24 protein-coding genes and 1 pseudogene are annotated in these 21005 nt (G+C 30.9%); all 25 read right to left on the bottom strand.

Annotation, left to right across the window (positions count from 1 at the left end):
* Positions 1-368: 368 nt before the first annotated feature.
* Positions 369-626, bottom strand: coding sequence for a hypothetical protein (locus tag CLMAG_RS05570; protein ID WP_242872933.1), 258 nt, complete (start codon positions 624-626; stop codon positions 369-371).
* A complete protein-coding gene (locus CLMAG_RS33510) occupies positions 626-724 on the bottom strand; it encodes a YjfB family protein (protein WP_242872932.1) in 99 nt (32 codons plus the stop codon). Before CLMAG_RS33510 ends, CLMAG_RS05570 begins: the two co-directional genes overlap by 1 nt.
* A 311-nt stretch (positions 725-1035) precedes the next feature.
* Entirely contained in the window at positions 1036-2043 is a 1008-nt protein-coding gene (locus CLMAG_RS05565; RefSeq protein ID WP_066619072.1) for a dTDP-glucose 4,6-dehydratase, read from the bottom strand.
* 122 nt (positions 2044-2165) lie between these two features.
* A complete protein-coding gene (pseG, locus tag CLMAG_RS05560) occupies positions 2166-3227 on the bottom strand; it encodes a UDP-2,4-diacetamido-2,4,6-trideoxy-beta-L-altropyranose hydrolase (RefSeq protein ID WP_066619071.1) in 1062 nt (353 codons plus the stop codon).
* A gap of 163 nt (positions 3228-3390) precedes the next feature.
* Complete coding sequence (locus tag CLMAG_RS05555) at positions 3391-4407, bottom strand: SDR family NAD(P)-dependent oxidoreductase (protein ID WP_066619069.1); 1017 nt, start codon at positions 4405-4407, stop codon at positions 3391-3393.
* A gap of 172 nt (positions 4408-4579) precedes the next feature.
* On the bottom strand, positions 4580-5473 hold the full coding sequence (locus CLMAG_RS05550; protein ID WP_066619066.1) for an aldo/keto reductase: 894 nt from the start codon (positions 5471-5473) through the stop codon (positions 4580-4582).
* Between the two features lie 17 nt (positions 5474-5490).
* Positions 5491-5982: pseudogene (locus CLMAG_RS05545) on the bottom strand (N-acetylneuraminate synthase family protein); the annotation flags it as partial.
* Positions 5983-5997: 15 nt separating this feature from the next.
* The gene (locus CLMAG_RS05540) at positions 5998-6462 is read right to left on the bottom strand and encodes a hypothetical protein (RefSeq protein ID WP_066619061.1); all 465 of its coding nucleotides are present in this window, start codon (positions 6460-6462) and stop codon (positions 5998-6000) included.
* Between the two features lie 233 nt (positions 6463-6695).
* Positions 6696-7232 carry a GNAT family N-acetyltransferase gene (locus CLMAG_RS05535; RefSeq protein ID WP_066619060.1) on the bottom strand — a complete coding sequence of 179 codons (537 nt, stop codon included), beginning with the start codon at positions 7230-7232 and terminating at the stop codon, positions 6696-6698.
* Positions 7233-8300, bottom strand: a complete 1068-nt coding sequence (locus CLMAG_RS05530; protein ID WP_066619059.1) for an N-acetylneuraminate synthase family protein — start codon at positions 8298-8300, stop codon at positions 7233-7235. It lies immediately after the preceding gene.
* Complete coding sequence (locus tag CLMAG_RS05525; RefSeq protein WP_066619056.1) at positions 8293-9213, bottom strand: dTDP-4-dehydrorhamnose reductase family protein; 921 nt, start codon at positions 9211-9213, stop codon at positions 8293-8295. Before CLMAG_RS05525 ends, CLMAG_RS05530 begins: the two co-directional genes overlap by 8 nt.
* A gap of 163 nt (positions 9214-9376) precedes the next feature.
* Positions 9377-9904 (bottom strand): aldo/keto reductase, encoded by a 528-nt coding sequence (locus CLMAG_RS05520; protein WP_066619053.1) that lies wholly within the window; start codon positions 9902-9904, stop codon positions 9377-9379.
* Positions 9886-10044: a hypothetical protein gene (locus CLMAG_RS32270; protein ID WP_161486934.1), complete on the bottom strand. Its 159-nt coding sequence runs from the start codon at positions 10042-10044 to the stop codon at positions 9886-9888. Before CLMAG_RS32270 ends, CLMAG_RS05520 begins: the two co-directional genes overlap by 19 nt.
* Before the next feature lie 31 nt (positions 10045-10075).
* Complete coding sequence (locus tag CLMAG_RS05515) at positions 10076-11371, bottom strand: aminotransferase class III-fold pyridoxal phosphate-dependent enzyme (protein ID WP_066619050.1); 1296 nt, start codon at positions 11369-11371, stop codon at positions 10076-10078.
* A 51-nt stretch (positions 11372-11422) separates the two neighbouring features.
* The gene (locus tag CLMAG_RS05510; protein ID WP_066619047.1) at positions 11423-12181 is read right to left on the bottom strand and encodes a cytidylyltransferase domain-containing protein; all 759 of its coding nucleotides are present in this window, start codon (positions 12179-12181) and stop codon (positions 11423-11425) included.
* Positions 12178-12747 (bottom strand): GNAT family N-acetyltransferase, encoded by a 570-nt coding sequence (locus tag CLMAG_RS05505; protein ID WP_066619045.1) that lies wholly within the window; start codon positions 12745-12747, stop codon positions 12178-12180. The genes CLMAG_RS05510 and CLMAG_RS05505 overlap by 4 nt, the downstream gene beginning before the upstream one ends.
* A 17-nt stretch (positions 12748-12764) precedes the next feature.
* Positions 12765-13523 carry a glycosyl amidation-associated protein WbuZ gene (wbuZ, locus tag CLMAG_RS05500; protein ID WP_066619042.1) on the bottom strand — a complete coding sequence of 253 codons (759 nt, stop codon included), beginning with the start codon at positions 13521-13523 and terminating at the stop codon, positions 12765-12767.
* A 1-nt stretch (position 13524) separates the two neighbouring features.
* Complete coding sequence (hisH, locus tag CLMAG_RS05495) at positions 13525-14142, bottom strand: imidazole glycerol phosphate synthase subunit HisH (protein ID WP_066619039.1); 618 nt, start codon at positions 14140-14142, stop codon at positions 13525-13527.
* A gap of 5 nt (positions 14143-14147) precedes the next feature.
* The gene (locus CLMAG_RS05490) at positions 14148-15389 is read right to left on the bottom strand and encodes an N-acetyl sugar amidotransferase (RefSeq protein ID WP_066619036.1); all 1242 of its coding nucleotides are present in this window, start codon (positions 15387-15389) and stop codon (positions 14148-14150) included.
* A 32-nt stretch (positions 15390-15421) separates the two neighbouring features.
* Positions 15422-17383, bottom strand: a complete 1962-nt coding sequence (locus tag CLMAG_RS05485; RefSeq protein WP_066619033.1) for a motility associated factor glycosyltransferase family protein — start codon at positions 17381-17383, stop codon at positions 15422-15424.
* Between the two features lie 19 nt (positions 17384-17402).
* Positions 17403-17666 (bottom strand): hypothetical protein, encoded by a 264-nt coding sequence (locus tag CLMAG_RS05480; RefSeq protein WP_066619028.1) that lies wholly within the window; start codon positions 17664-17666, stop codon positions 17403-17405.
* A 193-nt stretch (positions 17667-17859) separates the two neighbouring features.
* Positions 17860-19551 carry a flagellin N-terminal helical domain-containing protein gene (locus tag CLMAG_RS34190; protein WP_066619025.1) on the bottom strand — a complete coding sequence of 564 codons (1692 nt, stop codon included), beginning with the start codon at positions 19549-19551 and terminating at the stop codon, positions 17860-17862.
* Positions 19552-19754: 203 nt separating this feature from the next.
* Positions 19755-20036 carry a four helix bundle protein gene (locus CLMAG_RS05470; protein ID WP_082831809.1) on the bottom strand — a complete coding sequence of 94 codons (282 nt, stop codon included), beginning with the start codon at positions 20034-20036 and terminating at the stop codon, positions 19755-19757.
* A 96-nt stretch (positions 20037-20132) separates the two neighbouring features.
* Complete coding sequence (locus CLMAG_RS05465) at positions 20133-20303, bottom strand: carbon storage regulator (protein ID WP_066619022.1); 171 nt, start codon at positions 20301-20303, stop codon at positions 20133-20135.
* A gap of 348 nt (positions 20304-20651) precedes the next feature.
* Positions 20652-21002 carry a PD-(D/E)XK nuclease domain-containing protein gene (locus tag CLMAG_RS34645; protein WP_341419729.1) on the bottom strand — a complete coding sequence of 117 codons (351 nt, stop codon included), beginning with the start codon at positions 21000-21002 and terminating at the stop codon, positions 20652-20654.
* Positions 21003-21005 lie beyond the last annotated feature (3 nt).

The following is a 21005-nucleotide window of genomic DNA, read 5'->3' as shown; positions in this document are numbered from 1 at the left end:
TTTTCCCTTAGGCATCCAATCACTTCCTCTATATTTACCTTTGACTATTATCATTCATTATATTCATACTTCTATATTTTTATTTTATCAGAAAATTAGGTTCTATTCTATACCATTTATAGCCGTAAATACCGGCACTACTGGAATTATTGTCATACTAATCTTTACATTGCTGATAGTTGCCAATATTTTAGGCTTAGAATAGGTGTAGGAGAAAAAATTCAACTTACAGTAGCAGCCACAGTATACTCTACTCCAACTTTGGAGGGCTAGTAGGGTGGAAAACTGAGCCCTGTTTGCCCTACCAAATTAGGAATAGCTCCCACATCAAAATGAGCACCAATAGCTATTTCTCCTGCCATTAGTGCTCATTCTAATATTTTTCCATCTTCCGTTCTTCTACTTTCACTATCTAGTGCTCTAACCTGTGCTGCTAAGTCGTTTATCCTAGTATTTAGTTCTTCCAGTTCTCTTGCAATGAGATTACCCTTCTTAGCCTGCTCCGACAATTGTTTCATTAACAGTAGCTTCTCCTCCATGATGTCTAGCATCTTCTGCCTATACTTCACCCACTGCAGTTCCTGCTGTAGCTCTTTCTCTGGATTCTCTTTTTCATCCATCTTCATTAGACACTTAGATCTATATGATTCCCTAGATTAGGGTCTACTGCAGAGTTCTTCAACACTTCTGTCATCTGTGTGCCAGCTTCCTTATTTGTATCCATGGCCATCTTGGCTACCGATATACCAGTTGCTGTCTGTCTGTGCCTTTGATTGACTCATTACCATTGATAGTGCTGCTATATCCATATGGTTATACCTCCTTCGTTTTTACATTTTTACAAACACCTACCATCTTAGTGAGGAAGCTTGTCGACAAACTTGGTAATTTTACCAAACAAAAAAATATTGTAAATCAATACTTTCAATTGTTTTTCTAATTTATCCTCGAAATCTCTGGTCACCCTAGTGGGAACCGAAGAACCCCACTTACACTATCTATCTCCCATCTAAATGATGTGAGAATTCCACCCACTTATTTTAAAAGCTTAGTGCCTTTTATCCACTGTTCAGTTTCTTTAATTCCTTGTTCCAACGTATATTCTGGTTCCCATGCCATAAGTTCTTTAGCTTTGGAATAGTTACATTTCAGCTTCATTATTTCGCTTTGAGGATGAATATGTTTTACATGCTTTATACTTACTCTATCATTTGATATAATTTCTGCTAATTCATTTATAGTTACATCTCTACCAGTTCCTGCGTTAACTATTTCTCCATTAACTTTTCCACAATATCCAGCCATAATAACAAATCTTGCACAGTCCTTAACATATAATAAGTCTCTTGTCTGGTCTCCGCCTCCATATATATTAATATCTCTTCCATGTATTGAATTATTTATAAAAATAGCAACAACTCCACCTTCTCCTCCAGTTTTCTGAAATGGACCATATGTATTAAATGGTCTTATAACAACAGTAGGCAACTTGTATGCATTGCAATATGAAAGCACCATGTTCTCTGCTGCTATTTTACTTCCTCCATAAGGAGATACAGGCTTTGTTGGATGTCTTTCATCTATTCCAGCTGCCCCAGCTACATCATAAACCATACATGTGCTCATAAACACAACTTTACAAGGGTAAGTATCTTCTGAAGGATCTAAAACCCAGCCATCCCCATCCATTCTTCCGTTTTTACCAAACATCTGAATTTTAGCCTTTTCTAATATATTAAAAGTACCAACTGTATCATTAAAGAAAGTAGTTCTTGGATCATCTATGCTGTCTTGAACATTTATTGATGCAGCTAAATGGTATATTATATCAAACTTTTCTTTAAAAATCTCATCAAGTATCTTTTCATCTTTAATATCGCCAATTATAAATTTGAAGTCCTCTCTTTCTTGAAGGTCCTGTATATTTTCTAAACTTCCATTAGACAGATTATCTAATGCCACAACTCTATGACCATCTTCCAAAAGTCTTTTTACAACCCAACGTCCTATAAATCCTGCTCCTCCAGTTACTAGTATATTCATATTTATTACTCCTTCCTATGTGTAAAATAACAAAGTTCAAAGAAAAAATAACAGATAAGACTTCTCTTATTTTTTCTGCATGCAAAATAATAAAATAAAAAATCTCTTTATGATATGTAGTTTTAAATATTTCCAGTTAAAATCTTTGCAATTCTCTCTGCACCCTTGACATCTACGATATTACTTGCTCTTTGGCTTATTGTTCTTCTTAATTCATAGTCATTTATAAGTTTATTAACATTAATTAAAAAGTCTTCTTTATCTATTTTATCATACCAACCTAAGTTTTTTATAATTCCCATGCTATTTAATTTTTTACCAATACCAGCTTGGTTATCTGCTATTATTATTCCTATAGTAGGAACTCCGCAAGCAGCTAGTTCATATAATGTACTTCCGCAGGCAGATATAGCTATATCACACTTTTCCATTATCTTATACATATTGGCATTATAATAAAGCTTTATTTTATTGTTTTCGTACTTTTTTAGGTGTTCACCATGTTCAAAAGAGGGTCCTACTACAACATGGAAATTAAATTCCAAATCCCTAACCCAAGATAAAATTTTATCTGTAAGATAAAATGGATCACTTCCACCTACAGTTAACATTATATCACCTGCTTTAGGTTTTATATTTTTAGGAGGTAAATCCCTAAATTCGTCTCTAAGCATTATATATTTAGCACCAAGAATTAATTTTGTATCATCATTTACTTTGTAATTAAAATCCTCAGCATCTACATTTTGATTTAATAAAAAATCCACATTGAATTTGTAAAGATTCATATCATCTATATATGTTGTTTTTCTAAACATAGTTTTGGTTTTATTAAAATAATTCTCATCTACATTATAATTATCTGTAATCAAAATATCTGCAGTAATTGTGCTGATATCTTCTAATAAATGACCTTCTCTTACAAAACAAACTTTAAAACCCTCTGATGTTATCTTTTCTATACCTTTCTTATATTTATCCGAAATACCTATTTCTTTAATTTTATCACTTAAAAACTTATGACAAAGCTCAGCGTCATAACTTGGAATATCCTCCGAATCTATCCTGCATATGTAAAATACCTTATTATGATGCTTTCTCAGTTCTTTTGCTAAAACCAGGGTACGCATAATATGACCCATACCGATTTTAGCTCCTCCATCGGCACGTATAGCTATTTTCACAAAACCACCCACCTAATTTTTTATCCGATGACTACCCGCTCTAATACTCCCATCTGATTCAAGTTTTCACTTCATAAAAAAGCATTATTAAATAGCATATTAAACATAACTTGTATTTGTATTAGTTTTCTAAATCTTACCCTAAACCATTAAGATAGTATTTTTAAACCAATCCTTCATCTAGAAGCATTTGTCTCACCTGCTCTCTAGATATAGCTTCCATATCGGAGGAATTATAACTACCTATTTCAGCTTTTTTTTCATCACAATAGTATTTTTTCATATCTTTAATATAAGTTGGCGGTATTACAGCATACATATCCCCAAGATCATAAGCAAATTCTGACTCTTCTTCTGTCATAAGCTCTTCAAACTTTCTCTCTCCGGCTCTTAACCCTATACTCCTAATCTCTACCTCTTCAAAACACATGTTAAGTTTTTTACAAGTCTCTTCAACTATAATTTCAGCTAAGTCCTGCAGCTTTATAATAGGCATTTTTAGTACGAATGCCTCCCCACCATATGCTATCTCTGCAGAAGTCATGATAAGTTTTACAGCCTGACTTAATGTCATCATAAATCTTGTCATAGTAGGATCTGTAATAGTTATACTTTTGCCTTCTCTTACTTGATTTTTAAAAAGAGGTATAACAGAACCTCTAGACCCCATAACATTGCCAAACCTCACTGCGACGAATTTAGTTCTTGCAGTACCTTTACTAAAGTTAGCAGCTTGTACTAATTTTTCAGCAAGAAGTTTTGTAGCACCATAAGTATTAGTTGGATTTATTGCCTTATCTGAGCTTGTAAATAATACACACTCCACATTATTATGTATTGCTGCCTTTATTACATTTTCCATCCCGGTTATATTAGTCTTTATTGCCTCTGAAGGATTATATTCACAAGCTGGTACATGTTTCATAGCTGCTAAATTAAAAACTACATCTATTCCTTCCATAGCCCTTTCCAATCTATCATAATCTCTTACATCCCCTATTAGGAATCTAAATAAATTATCGTCATCTAGTTCTTTCTCCATAATAAATTGTTTATACTCATCTCTACTTAGTATTCTTATAACATTAGGTTCATCTTTAACAAGTTCAGTGATTAATCCCCTACCTATAGTTCCTGTTCCACCTATAACTAGTATGTTTTTATTCTTAAAGTATCCCATCTGTTTCCTCCTTCTAGATAAAAACTAACTTCAAAGAATTTTTATATACTCTATTTATCGTCCATAATTTCACTTTATTTATTAAATTCTACAAACTTTCTATATCTCAATCTATCAGCATATAAAAATACTTTAAACATTATAAAAACATGAGAAATTAAAACCCTCATGTTCAATATTTCCATCTTCGTGGATCAATTATATCTTTTTCAATGTCAGAAAAATTATTACAGATACATTCCCTTTCTATATTTGTAAATTTAACCTCTTTATTAAAAATTTTAATATTTTGCTCAAGCTGCTCCTTGTTTTCGCATCCAATTAATATGTAATCTATAAAAAGCTGTTCTTTTACATAAGAAAATAAAGCTTCTTCTTTTGAAATATTTTTCAGCTTACACAATTCATTTAACTTAGAAACATAGTAAAAAGTTTTAGAATGAATTTTATCCATTTTTCTTTTATCTGCAAAAAACAGTCCTTGGAGGTAAACACTTCTTGCTCCAATTTCTATTCCTGCTTCTTTTGCATTTTCTAAAAGATTTCCTTTAATCCATCTTTGATCAAAAATATTAAAAGGTATTTGAATAAAATTTATTAAGTCTTTGTATTCTTTAAGTATCAACTCTAGTTCAGGTACATCATATATAGAAACTCCTATATTATTTATAACACCCTCACTTTTTAGCTTACACAAATAGTCAATGGTTTCCGGTTTTAGTACCAAATCATTGAAGTTATGAAATAAATAATATTCTATAACTGATACTTTTAAATTGTTTATTGAATTTTCAAAGCTTATCTTTACTTGTTCTAATATGTCTTTGTCAAAGTTTAACTTTGGAATTTTAGTTGAAATTTTAAAATTCTTTTTTGTATCTTTTATAAAATTCCCTATGATTTTTTCTGAATCCCCATAAGCTGATGCTGTATCTACAAGGTTTATCCCATTATCATGAGCTGTATTAAGTATATCAAAAGCCTTCTCACTGGAAGGCTTTCCTTTTTTATTATTTATTCCGTAATCTAGTCCTAGTTGTACAGTACCTAATATTAACTGTTTCATCTTATATCACCCTTCATTTATTTAACCAAATTCCAGTTCATAGGTGTTCCTTTTTCTATATTCTGCTTTGCTTCCTTTCCAATTATATCATAATAATATCTTGGATGCATCCCAAAACCCGGTCTTATGGAACGTACATTTTCTTCAGTAAATTTTTCTCCTTCTTTAATATCCTGAGTAACAAATAAAGAACGAGAAAACTCTCTACTATTTTTCATTTTTTCGGTTAATTCATAGGATACTCCCCCCAGTGCTTTTTCAACCTCTCTTATAGACTTAACCATTTGTCTTAATTCATCTGGCTCAAGAGAAAATGCAGCCTCTGGTCCTCCGTCTGCTCTACAAAGTGTAAAATGCTTTGCTACTGTTTTAACTGCTAATGTCACAGCCTCTACAGATACAGAAATCCCTAAGATGTGATCAAATAAACTTAATAGTACATTAAAAGTTTCACTTAAATTAGGTATGGTTCTTAAATTCACATCCTCAAAAAATGCTGAATAAGCACTTTAACTTACAACACTTTATGCTTCAATTGGCTTAACGATTATGTTATTATGAGATAGTTTAAGAAGATTTTCAATTTGTGTGTAAGAAATATTATCCTTCAATTCAGTAACTGAGCTTAAAAATTCTCTTTTTGTCCTATCTTGTATTATAAATTTACAACCACTATATGTTTTTTTATTTAGAATATTTTTTAGGAACTCACAACTATATATCTTTATTTTTTTATTACGAATATTTATTTTATATATATCGGTAACTACGTCAGAATTTGAAAGATCAACACCTCCTTTAATAGCTTCAGTTACTCTTTTTACTTGCTTCTTTTCTGCATCTCCTGTAAACAATGATGTTCTTATTCTTACAATTAAGCTCATATTATTTGATATTTTTTTAATAACATCTTTTATCATTCTAAGTAAAAAATAGTTACCACTAATTTTATTTAAATTAACAAAACCAGAATTTTTTATATCTTTCAATAAACTTTGTTCTGTAGAATTTAACAGAGTATTAATAAATTTAACTAATAAACTTTCAATACAATTTATCTGACCAGTATCATAAGTTTCAAATTCTTCAAGCTTCTTAATAATAAATTCCCTTATTTTAAAGTTTTCGTTACAAACTGTATCTTTTTTAAGTTTTTTAATAAATATTGTTTCCTCAATATTTATATCTGGACCACTTACATTCCTCCATTAAATTAACCCCCTTACTTACACATAAATTCACCTTGTAAGATAGAAAATACATAAGAGTCCCACAACTTACCATCGTAAAAATAATTTTGCCTTAACACACCATCTTTCTTAAAACCAAGTTCACTATACAATTTTATCTTTTTCATATCAAATTCATATATTTCAGTCCATATCTTGTTCAAGCCTAACTCATTAAACCCGTATTTAAAAAGCAATCTACAACTCTCTTCTGCATAGCCTTCTTCATCAATATAAATATTATTCAAACCTATGTAAAGTGATAAATCTGCATGTCTATGAACCCAGTTTATATAACAAAGTCCACAACACCCCAAAAGTTCATCATCAGAAACCCTTTTTATTGAAAACATAATAGTTGAAGGATCATTTAAGACTTTAGATTCGAACCACTTGTTTTGCATATCAGTATTTATTTCTCTATATTCCCTGAAGTATTTTCTAAAATCTTCTCTATTCCTCCAATGCATAAGTTTATGTAAATCTTCCCTTTCTATCGATGTAAGGTAAATCTTTTCCCCTAATATCATTTATTTTACATCCTCCCATTTGATATAATTATCTTTCTTTATATCTCTAACCAATACTTTACCTATAAGTTTTTCTAGCTCATATGGTGGTATTCCATCTTCCTTTATTGGCCTTACAGGAAATAGATCATCTTTACTTAAAACGGTACCTAATTTTATATCTTTTGTATAGTATAGTGCTCTTCTCTGAACCATAACTGTCTCTTTTTCATTCAGTTCTATTTTTTTTATTCCATTTCCTAATGCAGACCACAGTTCTATAGACCTATCTACCATATCCCTCCACGTAGTTGGATTCATAGAGAATTTATGATCAGGCCCTACTCTATTGTTGTCATCAGTAAAATGTTTTTCTATAACACAAGCACCTAACGCTATTGCTCCAAGCACAGTAGCATTACCATATGTATGATCTGATAATCCTAAGATGCTATTAGGAAACTTTTTTTTATATTCTTTTAATACATTTAAGTTCACATATTTATAATTTTCGCGATTAGCTGTATAGTTTGTATTACACTGCATTATAATAATATTTTTATTTATATCATAAATGGTATTCATAGCCCTCTCTACATCTTCCATAGTAGATGCACCTGTTGCAAGAATTACTGGCTTATTTTTACTTGCTATATAGTGCAATATTTCGTTCCATGTAATATCCCCAGACCCAATTTTAAAAGCATTAACAAAAGGATCTACCAAGTCTACCGATTGAAAATCATATGGGCTAGTCATATACTCAATTTCAACTTCATCGCACTTCTTTTTAAGATTTTCTGTCCAATCTTCTGGAATACTAGCTTCTTCGTATACTTCATAAACTGACTTTTTCCAAGAAGATTGATGAGAAAGTGGTTTTTCCAAAGACTTAAATCCATTTTTACTAACTATTTTAGAAGCTTTAAAATTTTGAAACTTAGCTGCATCTGCTCCAGCCTGTTTTGCCATCTCTATAAGTTTAAACGCCCTATTTATATCTCCATCATGATTTGCAGCTATATCAGCTATAAAATATGGCTTTTCACCTTCTCCTATAAATCTGTTTCCAATCTTAATTTTACTCACACTTTAGACCTCCTTTTATAAAAGCTTGTTCAATATAATCATTATACATTTCGTTTATTCCATCATCAATTTCTATTTCATAATTAATTATATTTTTAAGTTTAGTTAAATTAAGTATAGTATTTTTAGGTCTTTTAGCTTTAAAACTTATACCATCCACTGAACTTTCACTTATTAGACTACTATCGAGATTAAACTTTCTAGCTAGCTTTATCAAAAATTCATATTTATTTAATCCTTTTTCACAGCCAACATTCACCATACCATTAAAATCTATGCCAATAAGATTAAATATAACCTTTGCAAGTTGCTTAGTATACACTGGATTAAAATAGACATCTTTAAAACCTAAAATTTTATTATTATACTTTAAGTTATTTAATGCCCACTCAACAAGTGAATTTCCTTCTGGTATATGAAATCCATAAATATTAGTTCTTATAACTATTGTATTAGGATTCTCTTTTAAAACCAACTTCTCTCCCTGTAATTTGCTATAAGCATAGTAATTCAACGGATTCTCAATTTCTTCTTCGGTATAGTTTCCTTTTATCCCATCAAAAATAGAATCCGTAGAAATATATACAAATTTCGTTTTCACTGGTTTATAACTAGCTAAAGCTTGCGCTGCATACGCATTTAGTTTTAAAGCATACTCCTTATCCTTCTCACATGCATCTACATTGACATTAGCTGCACAATAAATTATTATATCAGGATTTAATTCATTTAATATTGATATTGCTTTATTGAAATCAGTTAGATCACATGCGTGTTGATATACTTTTTTATTATCTTTTTTACTCCTATTTATTCCATGTAGGTTAAATCTTTCTTTGTTTGAAAAGAGAGAAACTATATCCTTCCCTAACATTCCATTAGAGCCTGTGATTATAACATTGGGTTTTTTCATAATTTATCTCCTTAGCATATACTATATCAAATATTCTATTCTATATAGAAAATTCAATTTTTCTCTTCTAAAATATTTTACAATTTTTAGATTTACACTAGATTAAATCATATTTAAATTTGCAAGTAAATTTTGAAAAGTAATAAACATATCTATATATCAACTATTTCCACATCCTTGGGTTAATTATTCTTTTTTCAATATTACCAAAACTTTCACATATGTATTCTTTATCCTTCTTAGTAAAGTTTATTTTCTTATCAAAATTTCTAATATTTTTTATAAGCTGCTTCTCATTTTCACAACCTATAAGAATATAATCAATTTCTTCATTGCCTTTTATAAATGATAATGCTAATTGTTCTATTGTAGTTTCCTTAATTTCGCACAAACCCCTTAATTTTTTAATGTACTCATATGCATTATTATGTACTTTAGATGCTTTTAACTTATCCGTAAAAAATAATCCCTGAAGAAAAACGCTCCTTACTGCAATTTCTATGTTTTTTAACTTAGCCTTTTTTAATAAATCCTTTTTAAGCCATTTTAAATCAAAAATATTGAATGAAAGTTCAACTATGTCTATAGAATTTGATAAATTATCAATAATATACTCCATTTCTTCTGTATCATAAATAGATACACCTAATTTATCTATTAGTCCTTGCTGTTTTAAATTTTTAATATACAAAAAAGTATGGAGATATAAAACAAAATCACTGAAGCTGTTTTTAATATGCTAAAAGCCTTCTCTAAGGAAGGCTTACCCTGTATATTATTTATTCCATAATCAGTACCTAATTGTACTGTTCCTAAAATAAATCCACTCATTTTTCCACCTGCTTCAATACTTAATAATAACTTATCCTAAAACAATTTTTAAAGGTTCTCCTTCCATATAGGAAGCTGGATTTCCTGATTCTATGGCTTTCTTATAAACTCTCATTGCATCCTCAAACACATTTAGTGTAAAATCTATATCTTTATCCGTATGAGTATAACAAGGAAAAATACTCCACCCTAAAAGGACTCCCCTTTTTACACACTCCTGCATAAATATGGAATTATACAACCAATCCCTTTTGCCATTATTATCTTTATAATCAAATGCCATTCTACAATGATATCCTTCTAGTCTTATGTTAACTCCAATTCTCTCAGCCATTGCATTACTTTCCTCTTTAATCTTCTTACCCAAACTCCAAATTCTTTCCGTTACATCTTTATTTTTAAGCTCATTCATAACCTCAATGCCTGCTGCAAGAGATAAGGTTTCCCCACCAAAGGTTGTGGATATAAATATTTTTTTATCCACATCATCCATTATTTCTCTTTTTCCTGCTATTATGGAAAGTGGCATACCATTGGCAGCTCCTTTACCAAAGGTAGCTAAATCTGGAGTTATTCCAAAATACTTCTGTGCCCCTCCTATACTAAATCTAAACCCTGTAACTACTTCGTCAAATATTAATATTGCTCCATTTTTATGGCATATATCTAGAGCATTTTGGAGAAAATTATTTTCTGGTTCTTCTAATATGACAGGTTCTATAATTACTGCCGCTATTTCATCTTTATATTGTTCAAAGAGTTTTTCTAAAGTAGCAAAGTCGTTATATTCAAATTTATGTACATACTGCTTTAACTCTGGTAGTATCCCACCCTGTCTTACACTTTCACCAGCTACAGTCCACTCATGCCATCCATGATATTCCCCACGTATTATATGCTTTTTCCCAGTGTATGCTCTTGCAATCCTTATAGCTCCTTCTGTAGCAGAAGAACCAGTTTTTAAAAATCTTACCTTCTCTGCACAAGGTATGTTTTCTATACAAAGCTCTGCATATTCAACTTCGATTGGACTCACAAGAGAAAATCCCATGCCTTTTTTCATCTGCTCTATAACTGCATTATCTACTGGTTCATAAGAGTAACCTAATAGTATAGGTCCAAGTCCCATGTCATAGTCTATATATTCGTTTCCATCTGGATCCCATACGTGAGCATCCTTTCCTTTCTCAATATATATAGGAGACACTCCTTTTATATGAGTCTCAGGTCCTTTGCTATAAAGCTGAGTTCCTGAAAGTATAGTATTGCAAGCCTTTTCCCAATATTGATTTGATTTATATAATTTTCTGTTAAATATTTTCGCCATCTATATCACACCAATCTATAATTTTATTTAATTAGAAAAAGCTATATTATATTACTTAACTATCCTATCTTCTTTTAATGATTTTCTATATCCTTCATTAATATCATAATTTTCATTTATCCTAGTATAGTCAATATGTTTTTCTAAAAATTTAATAGTTTCATCTAAACTAAAATATGCTTTCCCAATCCCTTCATAGATGTTTTTTATAAGCTCATAGTCTTCTTTATAGTCTAATGTAAGTCTATAGATAGGGTACTTTTTATCCGAAATCACATTAGTTTTTTTATACTTATCATTTTTTTTCATATAAGGAGTAACATGCTCTCTTTCAGATGCTAGTCTTGCATTTTTCCAAGCCTCCTCTAGCACATTGAATGAGAAAATCTCAACATCTAATCCGTCTGGATATGTATATTCGAAAGTATTTGATACATAGTCGTAATCCCCATCTAAAAATACTTTTATGACCTTATCAACTACATTAGCATCATGAAGTGGACAATCCGCTGTTATCCTTACTACATGGTCTCCAGGACTAATACCTTTATTTTTGGCAGTTTCATAATATCTCGTAAGTACATCATTTTCACTATGAGCAAAAAAGTCTATGTTATTTAGTTTGCAAAAGTCAATTATTTTTCTATCTTCATCTAAGTCACTCGTTGCAACAATTATTTTGTCTATTAATTTACTATAAGATATTCTATTATATACATGCCCCAAAACAGGTTTTCCCTGAATCTCCATCATAACTTTTCCTGGTAACCTCGATGATCCTAACCTTGCTTGAATAATTGCATAAATCAAACTATTCCCTCCAGTTTGCTAAAGTCCTCAGATGTTAGCCCAAAAATTATCTCATTAATATATTTCCCTTTATAAAAATAATGCTCTTTTAGTAAGCCTTCTTCATTAAATCCAGCCTTTTTAAAAGCACCTATTGATCCCTTATTGAGGTCATAACAAACGGCCCATACTTTATGTAAATTAAGCTTGTGAAAAGCATACGCAGTTAAAAGTTTTATTGCTTCAGTAGCATAGCCTTTGCCCCAATAATTTTTTTCACCAATTATTATTCCTATATCTCCAATTCTATGAATCCAATTTATGTTTCCTAATTTTATGTTTCCAACATGTTTATCTGTAGCCTTATCGACAATTGCTAAAAAAATTGAATTGGTTTCACCATCCATTTTAGAAACATAATCCTTTAGTTGATGAATGGAGTATGGCCTAAATCTACTTTCTGTATATGCTGTTATTTCTTCATCATTCATCCATCTATAATAATCGTCATTTACATCTTCAATCCGTACTTCCCGTAGATATAACCTTTCTCCATCAATAAAATGACTATAAGATACATTATCCATAATTGTCACCTTCCTCATTATACCCTAATATTTATCCCACTATTTGATAAATAGAATCTTGCCTTAATTGGACTCTGATCTGTAAAATGAAAAATACTTCCTGCTGAAACTGCTGAAGCATTCGTCTCTTTAAGTATGTTATAAAAATGCTCCAATGTTCCAGCACCGCCAGATGCAATTATAGGTATATTTGTATTTTCCGAAACGTATTTTATAAACTCTATATCATATCCCTGCATTGTTCCTTCATTATCAATATTAGTTAATAATATCTCACCAGCACCTAGACTTATGCAATTTAAAATATGTTCAAATGGAGATATGCCTGTAGGAGTCTTCCCTGAATCTATAAAAACTTCCAATTTACCTTCTATATTTTTTTTATAATCTATACTAACAACCACACATTGGTCACCAAAAGTCTCTGATGCTTGTCTTATTAAACTAGGATATCTTATTGCTGAGGAATTAATTGATACTTTATCAGCTCCAATATCTAAAAACGCTTTTATATCATCACAATTTTTAATGCCTCCCCCAACTGTAAGAGGCATAAAACACTCAGTTGCTACTTCTTTAATAACATCATAAACCTTTTCGCGACTCTCTGCAGAAGGACATATATCTAAAAATATTAGTTCATCTACCTTCTGAGCATTATATACCTTTGCCGCTGTAATAGGATTTCCAACGTCTCTAAAGTTATCAAAGTTCTTGCCCTTAACCATTCTCCCATCTTTTAAAAGAAGAGAGGGTATTATTCTCTTTTTAAGCATGTTAGCCCCTCCAGTTAGAAAAGTTCTCGAGTATAGCCAATCCATTCTTTTGACTTTTTTCCGGGTGAAACTGCGTTATAAAAATATTATCTTTTTGTAACGCAGCTGTAAAAACTTGCCCATAGTTACATACAGCAATAATTTCATTTTTATCCTCTGGCTTAAATACATAACTATGAACAAAATAAAAAGCTTTTTCTTTACTAAGTCCTTCTAAAAGCGGTGTACTATTCTCAATACTTATATCATTCCAGCCTACATGAGGAACTTTTAGATTGGATTCATTGGTCTCAAGTTTTATAACTTCACCTTTAATCCATCCTAGTCCTTTAAAATGTCCTTTTTCATATCCATGCTCTGCTACAAGCTGCATACCTAAACAGATACCTAGAAAAGGCTTAGCTTCTTTAATCACTTCTTCATCTAAGATTTGTTTCAAACCTGAGTTCTCCAACACTTCCATTGCAGCACCAAAAGCCCCTACACCGGGCAATATTATTCTATCACATTTTTTAATTTCTTCTTTTTTATTAGTAATTACGCAATCAATACCAAGATACTTTAAAGCATTAAATACAGAATATTTGTTACCCATTCCATAGTCAATAATTGCTATCATTTTTACTACTTCCTTTTTAGTTTTTCTATTTCTTCCTTAAGCAATTTATTTTCTTTTATAAGATTATCATATTCTTTTACTATTTCTTTTATTGATTTGTTATTGTTTCCCTTAAACCACAACTTTTGATCCCATAGTTCTTCTCCTTTTTTTAATTCCTCTGGATCACATTCATTAGGATGCACAATTTGATTTAAAGCTATTTCGTTAAACTCTTTCTCGGTAATTCCAAGGTATCCAAGAAAAACGTCAAGGCTAGCTGGTCGCTTTCCTTCATATTTTTTAACAAGTTCTAGTGCTTCTTCTCTATTTAACCTATTATTTCTTATATCTATACTTGTAAGGTGAGATGTTCTTGCATATCCTCTCTTAATATACTTTAAGTAATCCCTTACTCCTTGCATCGCACATTCAATTTTTTCGTAACCATATCCAGGAGGAACACCTTCAACATCTTCTTCCTGCCAATTGAGTTCGGCCTTTATAATTTCAGTTTGTTTTCTTACATCCCAGGGAATATAGCTGCCAAGGCAAAAAGAACGGTAATTAATTGACTTTAAATCTTTTAGTTTAGGATACGTAAAAGGACTCAAGTCTCTCATGCTTATGCTACCATCAAGCATTCCCACCATATCTTCAGCATTTATGCCTAAATTTATAAAACGGTTAAACTTCTCTTCATCTACTTGTTCTATTCCATCATCATATGAGTAATAAGAAGTATATTCTGCACTCGGCTCTCCCCATATAACTAATGGAACATTGTACTTTATTGCTACCTGCATAGGATACGCATAAATTCCTGTGTGACAATGCCAACAAAAATCACCTTTTCTCTTTAAGCTTTCAAGCATTAATTTCTTTACAACTTTCCAGTTTGGAGTAAATTTTAATACATCCACTCCTAATTCTCGAAAAGTTCTTAGTTTATTCTCCTCTACCATTGGTCTATAAAATCCATGATCAAATGAAATAACCAATGGTTTAAGATTATAATCTTTAACTAATTTGTAAAGTGTAAAGGTACTATCTTTACCTCCGCTAAAGGGAACCAGACAATCATAATCACCTCTTCCCCTATAAACTTCTAAAAGATTTTTAAGTTCAAGCTCTCTTTCTGCCCAATTAATGTTTTCTTTTTTATATTCATTTTGTTTACAAACATTACAAACTCCTTCTTCATTAAAAAATATTGTTTCATGGGTTTCCGGTGTAACACATTTTGAACATCTTTTTAATTCATACATACAAAAATTCCTTTCTTTAATCGTTAATAATTTTATTCTTTCTCAGTTACTTCTTCGTATACTCCCTGTAGTCCTAATATTCCCAATCTTTCTTCTTGTATTTTCTCTTTTACTTCACATACTTCTTCATTTTGAAGTTTGTTCATTTCTTCTTGTGATAATAAATTAAATTCTATAAAATTATCATTATATTCGCTTAACACGGCTTCAAAAATTTCAAAATAACTCTTTAATTCTACTCCAACACGCATTAAGATATTCTCCAACGCTTCTACCTGCTTATTTTGATCTCCACCGTCATATTTAAAGGCTGAAATTGTAGTTGAATAATTTCCATGCAGTTGATATTTCGTAACCATATCATAAAATGGAATTGATAGCATATTTTGTTCCAATTTATTGATTTTTTCATACTCTTTTAATATCTCATTTGGATTTATGCCTTTATCCTTCATTTCTACGGCTTTCTTTAACATAGTTACACGTTCTTCAGCTATCTCTTTAATTTCTTGTAATTCTTTTTTTATACCATAAACAACTTTAACAACATCTTTTAAATTATCAACTTGTTCATTTTTTTCCTGCTGAATAATTGCTTGTATTTCAGATTCAAGTTTGCACAGTTCTTCCATTTTATTTAATTTATCTGAAAGCTTCATATAGGTTGTACTTGGTATATATAAACCTCCCTCACTGGTATTTGTAACTGCTTGTGAGTCTACCTGATATCTATTCATACTTCTAACCAGTGCATCTCTCATTCCCATAAACTTTGAATCTGTATAAATTTCTTTTCCTTCTGAATCTTTATCTTTTATAAGTCCAGCAGTCTCAAAATTCACATTAATATTATTAATTGCCCCTTGAGCATACATTGTATTATCCTTATATGCAAGATCTTGACCAATTAAGATAATATCATTACAACCTATATTACATAAATATTCAAATATTATATTGGCAATTGATAATTCTGAAATAACAAGCTTATTTTCAATTTTTGCTTTATCATAAACATATCTGCTTAATATATCTGAATCAGCAATAAGTCTAAACTTTGGTCCTGAATATTCTGGTAAAATATCAAAATATAAATTGTTTGTATAAATCAATGGAACATCACAATTTTTTAATTTTTTAAATATTGTAGTATCTACATGTGGTGAAAATGCTGCCCTAAAATGAGGAGTAATGTTGTTTTGTTCAAGAATTTCAATTGCAGTTCCTACAGCAATAACAACTGCCTTATTTTTTGCTTCTTCCAAAATACTCATATTTTTATTCAAGGATGGCCCAGCAGAAACAATGATAACAGGCGTTTTTTCTAGTAATTCGCTCAACCTATTCATTTTATAGCCTTGAACTTTCAAATTTTTCATCACATTAACTAGTAATCTATAAGTATTATGGAAATCAGTGCTAGTATTCATACGAATTCTTCTTAATACTTCTACAATATGTTTACTCATTTTATTATAATAATCATTAAATAGTGTAACATATGTTATACTATTTACAAACTGTATATTTGTATTAATAGCCTCTCCTATCATCTGTTCAAGTGCTAATGCTACCTCTTCTGCTGGTTTATTTACTATAAAAGAAATCTTAGGAATAGACTTTAACAAACTCTCTATTTTATTAAACTTTAAAAATCTTTTAAAGAGTTGTATATTGGGTTCAATAATAATAACATGCTTTATATTTAAAGCATTTTTCTTTAAATATCTAAAGACATGACCATAACCAACACCAAATAAAATTAATGTTCCTGTATTTTCATTAACTTGAGATAAACTTTTTTTACATTCTGCTATTTTATCATAAATACTATGTAAATAACACTTAATTTCTCCTTTTTCTACAATACAATTATCTTGTTCTTTTAAGTCACTTATTTTAACTTCATATAAATCTTTCTCTTTAGTAATGATATCATAAATTTGCAAGGAATTTTTTTTCAAATATCTTAAGTTATTATCATATATCTTCATAATATACCTTATTCCCTTCTTAATTTATATATTTATTAGGTATAATTGGGAACAGCTCAAATTTCAGAATGTCTGCTAATAGTAAATAATCTTTATTATTCATTGCTTCTTCCATCATAGTTAACACTTTATTCAATGAATTAACATTTTCAAATTCATTTTTTTGCAAAGAAACATCAATAGAATTAAATAAACATCCTATTAGATTCATCACTTTATTTATATCATACTTATAAATACTATCTACAATTTGATTTATCTGTTCTTTTATTTCTTCATACATAAGCTTCATCTCCTTATTCACAAATTGCATCCATATTTAGTTTATCGGTATTTTTATAATTAAACTTAACTGTTTTACTAAATAAAACTAAAAAAACCTTGGTAAACCTTATTATAATTATTTTACTAAACTAAAAGCAGATGGGAAGTTATCACCATCTGCCTTTAACAAAAATTAATATTAAGCTTTATTATTATCTTAATAACTGAAGAACCTGCTGTGGTTGTTGGTTAGCTTGTGCAAGCATAGCCTGAGCAGCCTGAGAAAGAATATTGTTCTTTGAGAATGTTGACATTTCTTTAGCCATATCAACATCACGAATTCTTGATTCTGCAGATGTTAAGTTTTCTGAAGCAGTAGAAAGGTTACTTATAGTGTGCTCAAGTCTATTTTGATAAGCACCAAGTTTACTTCTTTCTGCTGATACAGTTTGAATTGAGTCATCAATTGCATCAATTGCAGCAGTTGCTTTCTTAGCAGTTGACAAATCTAATGAATATTGTGTAGTAGATCCACCTTTGTCTACAGTTGCCGTTGTAGTAAAGTATGCTGTTTTACCAGTACTTGTAACTACTGCCGAACCAGCGCTTTTTCCTGCAACTTTAATTGAGGCAGCTGACATATCGCTAAATGATACTTTAAAAGTTTGATCTGCATTTGCACCAATTTGTAATGTCATACCATTTTCTGCTCCAGATGCTGTTCCTTCAGAAGCAGTTAAACTTGCTGTAGTCTGTGCTGCTGCAACAGCACCTGAAGTAGCTGTAGTAACTACTAAAATATTTTGATCTCCAGTAGATTCATTAGCACATATACATAATGTTACACCACAAGCATTTGCACAACCTGCAGCATCAGTTCCTACAAGACATGTTACTATATCAACAGCACATGCTACTGTACCATCTGAACAGTAAATATCTATAAGAGTATCTGCCCCTAATGCTTGCTTTGCAGCAGCAGTATTTTCATAAGTTCCTGAATTACTATTGTAAAATGCAACTGTTTTATTTCCAATAGTAAATTTTAGACCTTCTGCTACAGTCTCATCACTTAATGAAATTTTTTGTATCTGACATACTGCATCTTTACCATCAGTTTTTGTTGATGTAACACATGATGTATCGGTAAAACTAGCAAGACAAAGTCCAACACCTGCAGCATTACCATCACAAGCACCACCTTCAACAGCAGTAACCGTTAACTTATTACCAGAAGCTACTGCTTTCCAATCAGAGGTTAATGTTGTATTTATAAGATCTGCTAATTGAGAAACTGAACCAGATACTGATGTACATGTTATTTGAACTGAACCTATACATGAGCCTAAATCAGTACCATTGAAAGTTAGCATACATGAAGAACAACTTGTAGCTGCAGTAAAAGTAATCTCATATGAAGTCTGTGTTGCATTAGCTCCTGCTTTAGTAATAGCAACAGATGCACCAGTAACTTGTGATGCTGATTTAGTTCCATCCATCAATACTTGCTTGTTAAATTCTGTTGTACCAGCAATTCTATTTATTTCTGAGGACAACTGATTAACTTCTTTTTGAATTTCATTTCTGTCACTTGCAGTATTAGTATCATTTGAAGCTTGTACAGCAAGTTCTCTCATTCTTTGAAGAATGCTATGAGTTTCACCTAATGCACCTTCTGCAGTTTGAATCATAGAGATACCATCTTGAGAGTTAGCTCCTGCTTGGTCAAGACCTCTGATTTGTCCTCTCATTTTTTCAGATATAGCTAATCCCGCCGCATCATCTGCTGCATTGTTGATTCTAAGACCTGAAGAAAGTTTTGTCATTGACTTACTTGCATTTGCTGCATTAGCATTCATTCTGTTTATCGCATTCATTCCTGGTAAATTGTGATTAATTATCATAATATTCCCTCCTTGATTTGTTTTAGTGAACTTCCTTGTTCACCGTTTTTATTTATTTTTAAAAGTCAGTGATGACTAATAAAACTTGGTTAGTTAGCAATTGACAGAGGACAGTTGACAGTCAAGGTAGATTTTCTTCTTTACGTCGGAAAATCTTTAAATTTATTGTTTTTAGTTTTTAGCCGTTAGGCTTTGTCTCCTTATCAATCATCTGAAATTTTCAAGTTGTTTTTGGTTGTTTTAACTATAGACCCTAATATTCTATTTATTTCTTTACATTCGGTAAGTAATATTTTAGATGCGTTAGCATCAATATACTTAGTTGCAATTAAAAGTTCTATCCAATATTCTGTCTCTGAGGCTTCTTTCAACGCTATGTTCATTTTCATTAAAAAATCCCGTTTACTCGATGCCTGTACAGCTTCTTTTGTATTTGCACCTATGCTTGTTCCTGATCTAAGAATCTGTTTTGAGTCAATTGTCAACTTTCAATTAAAAAAGAAGCCAACTATCCCCGCCCCTTCAGCATCCTGCTGAACTACGAGAATAATTGACTCCTCCTGAGTACTTCCCTTATTAAATTATTTAGCTTGTCTAAGTTGTTCTTCCCAAACCTCACCTCTAGTGATCTTAACATCCCTTGGTGCTTCAATAGCAAGTCTTAAATCACCTGCTTCACTTTTAACAACCTTTACTTTAATATTGTCGCCAATTACGATGTACTCCCCTGGCTTCCTGCCTAATACTAACATTTAATTTCCCTCCTTGGATTTTAATAATAAAAAAAGTACAACTAATACACCTACTGACTTCCGCCTCCTGCAGAGTATAATAGGTATACTAGTCGTCCTGACTTTTTCTTTATAAACTTTTATATTAATTTATTCGGTGTATTTATAGGAAACTTTATATCCATTTCAAATATTTTTTTCTTATGTTTCCTATTATTTCTTGTTAATTAATTATTCGATTGAAATTGAAGAAACTTTACATTAAAATAAAAATTCTTTTTATTTTTTTCATAACAAAATAGCCACTTTATTAAGGCGTATTTAAAACAACTAGTAAGTTTACCTCAATAAAATGGTTATTTATAATACTCACTGCTTAACCAATACCCTTTTCCCCTCAAAAGCTATACCAAGCTCAATTATATTTTCAACTCCTCTTTCTATAAGCTCTGCTCTATAATCCCTTTCTTTAATCTGTTCCAGTGCTGCATCTGCTGCTTTTTCCAGGTCTTCCTCTTCATCTTCATCTACTTTTTTGAATTCCATTACTATTCCTATTTTGCTTGTGGCCTTTGGAATTACACTAACATCATATCTTCCATATCCACTCTCACGGTTAGATTTCACTTCATAGTTATCTCCAAGTCCTAAGAGCATTCCAAGTACAAAGGCGTGATATACTTTTTCACTTTGGCTTCCTGCAGGGTCAAAGTAGCTCATGCT

It is taken from the genome of Clostridium magnum DSM 2767 (assembly GCF_001623875.1).
GTDB lineage: Bacteria > Bacillota > Clostridia > Clostridiales > Clostridiaceae > Clostridium_AM > Clostridium_AM magnum.
Note: the sequence above shows the minus strand (reverse complement) of the source record. Positions and strands in the feature narration are given on the sequence as shown.

Bases quoted from the DNA above. Each gene is read 5' to 3' on its own strand.
- CLMAG_RS33510 (WP_242872932.1), bottom strand. From the start codon at position 724: ATGGATACAAATAAGGAAGCTGGCACACAGATGACAGAAGTGTTGAAG.
- CLMAG_RS05505 (WP_066619045.1), bottom strand. From the start codon at position 12,747: ATGGATAATGTATCTTATAGTCATTTTATTGATGGAGAAAGGTTATAT.
- CLMAG_RS34190 (WP_066619025.1), bottom strand. From the start codon at position 19,551: ATGATAATTAATCACAATTTACCAGGAATGAATGCGATAAACAGAATG.
- CLMAG_RS05550 (WP_066619066.1), bottom strand. From the start codon at position 5,473: ATGAAACAGTTAATATTAGGTACTGTACAACTAGGACTAGATTACGGA.
- CLMAG_RS05535 (WP_066619060.1), bottom strand. From the start codon at position 7,232: ATGATATTAGGGGAAAAGATTTACCTTACATCGATAGAAAGGGAAGAT.
- CLMAG_RS05465 (WP_066619022.1), bottom strand. From the start codon at position 20,303: ATGTTAGTATTAGGCAGGAAGCCAGGGGAGTACATCGTAATTGGCGAC.
- CLMAG_RS34645 (WP_341419729.1), bottom strand. From the start codon at position 21,002: ATGAGCTACTTTGACCCTGCAGGAAGCCAAAGTGAAAAAGTATATCAC.
- CLMAG_RS32270 (WP_161486934.1), bottom strand. From the start codon at position 10,044: ATGAGTGGATTTATTTTAGGAACAGTACAATTAGGTACTGATTATGGA.
- CLMAG_RS05525 (WP_066619056.1), bottom strand. From the start codon at position 9,213: ATGAAAAAACCCAATGTTATAATCACAGGCTCTAATGGAATGTTAGGG.
- CLMAG_RS05565 (WP_066619072.1), bottom strand. From the start codon at position 2,043: ATGAATATACTAGTAACTGGAGGAGCAGGATTTATAGGACGTTGGGTT.
- CLMAG_RS05480 (WP_066619028.1), bottom strand. From the start codon at position 17,666: ATGTATGAAGAAATAAAAGAACAGATAAATCAAATTGTAGATAGTATT.
- CLMAG_RS05555 (WP_066619069.1), bottom strand. From the start codon at position 4,407: ATGGGATACTTTAAGAATAAAAACATACTAGTTATAGGTGGAACAGGA.
- CLMAG_RS05570 (WP_242872933.1), bottom strand. From the start codon at position 626: ATGAAGATGGATGAAAAAGAGAATCCAGAGAAAGAGCTACAGCAGGAA.
- CLMAG_RS05485 (WP_066619033.1), bottom strand. From the start codon at position 17,383: ATGAAGATATATGATAATAACTTAAGATATTTGAAAAAAAATTCCTTG.
- CLMAG_RS05515 (WP_066619050.1), bottom strand. From the start codon at position 11,371: ATGGCGAAAATATTTAACAGAAAATTATATAAATCAAATCAATATTGG.
- wbuZ (WP_066619042.1), bottom strand. From the start codon at position 13,523: ATGCTTAAAAAGAGAATAATACCCTCTCTTCTTTTAAAAGATGGGAGA.
- hisH (WP_066619039.1), bottom strand. From the start codon at position 14,142: ATGATAGCAATTATTGACTATGGAATGGGTAACAAATATTCTGTATTT.
- CLMAG_RS05490 (WP_066619036.1), bottom strand. From the start codon at position 15,389: ATGTATGAATTAAAAAGATGTTCAAAATGTGTTACACCGGAAACCCAT.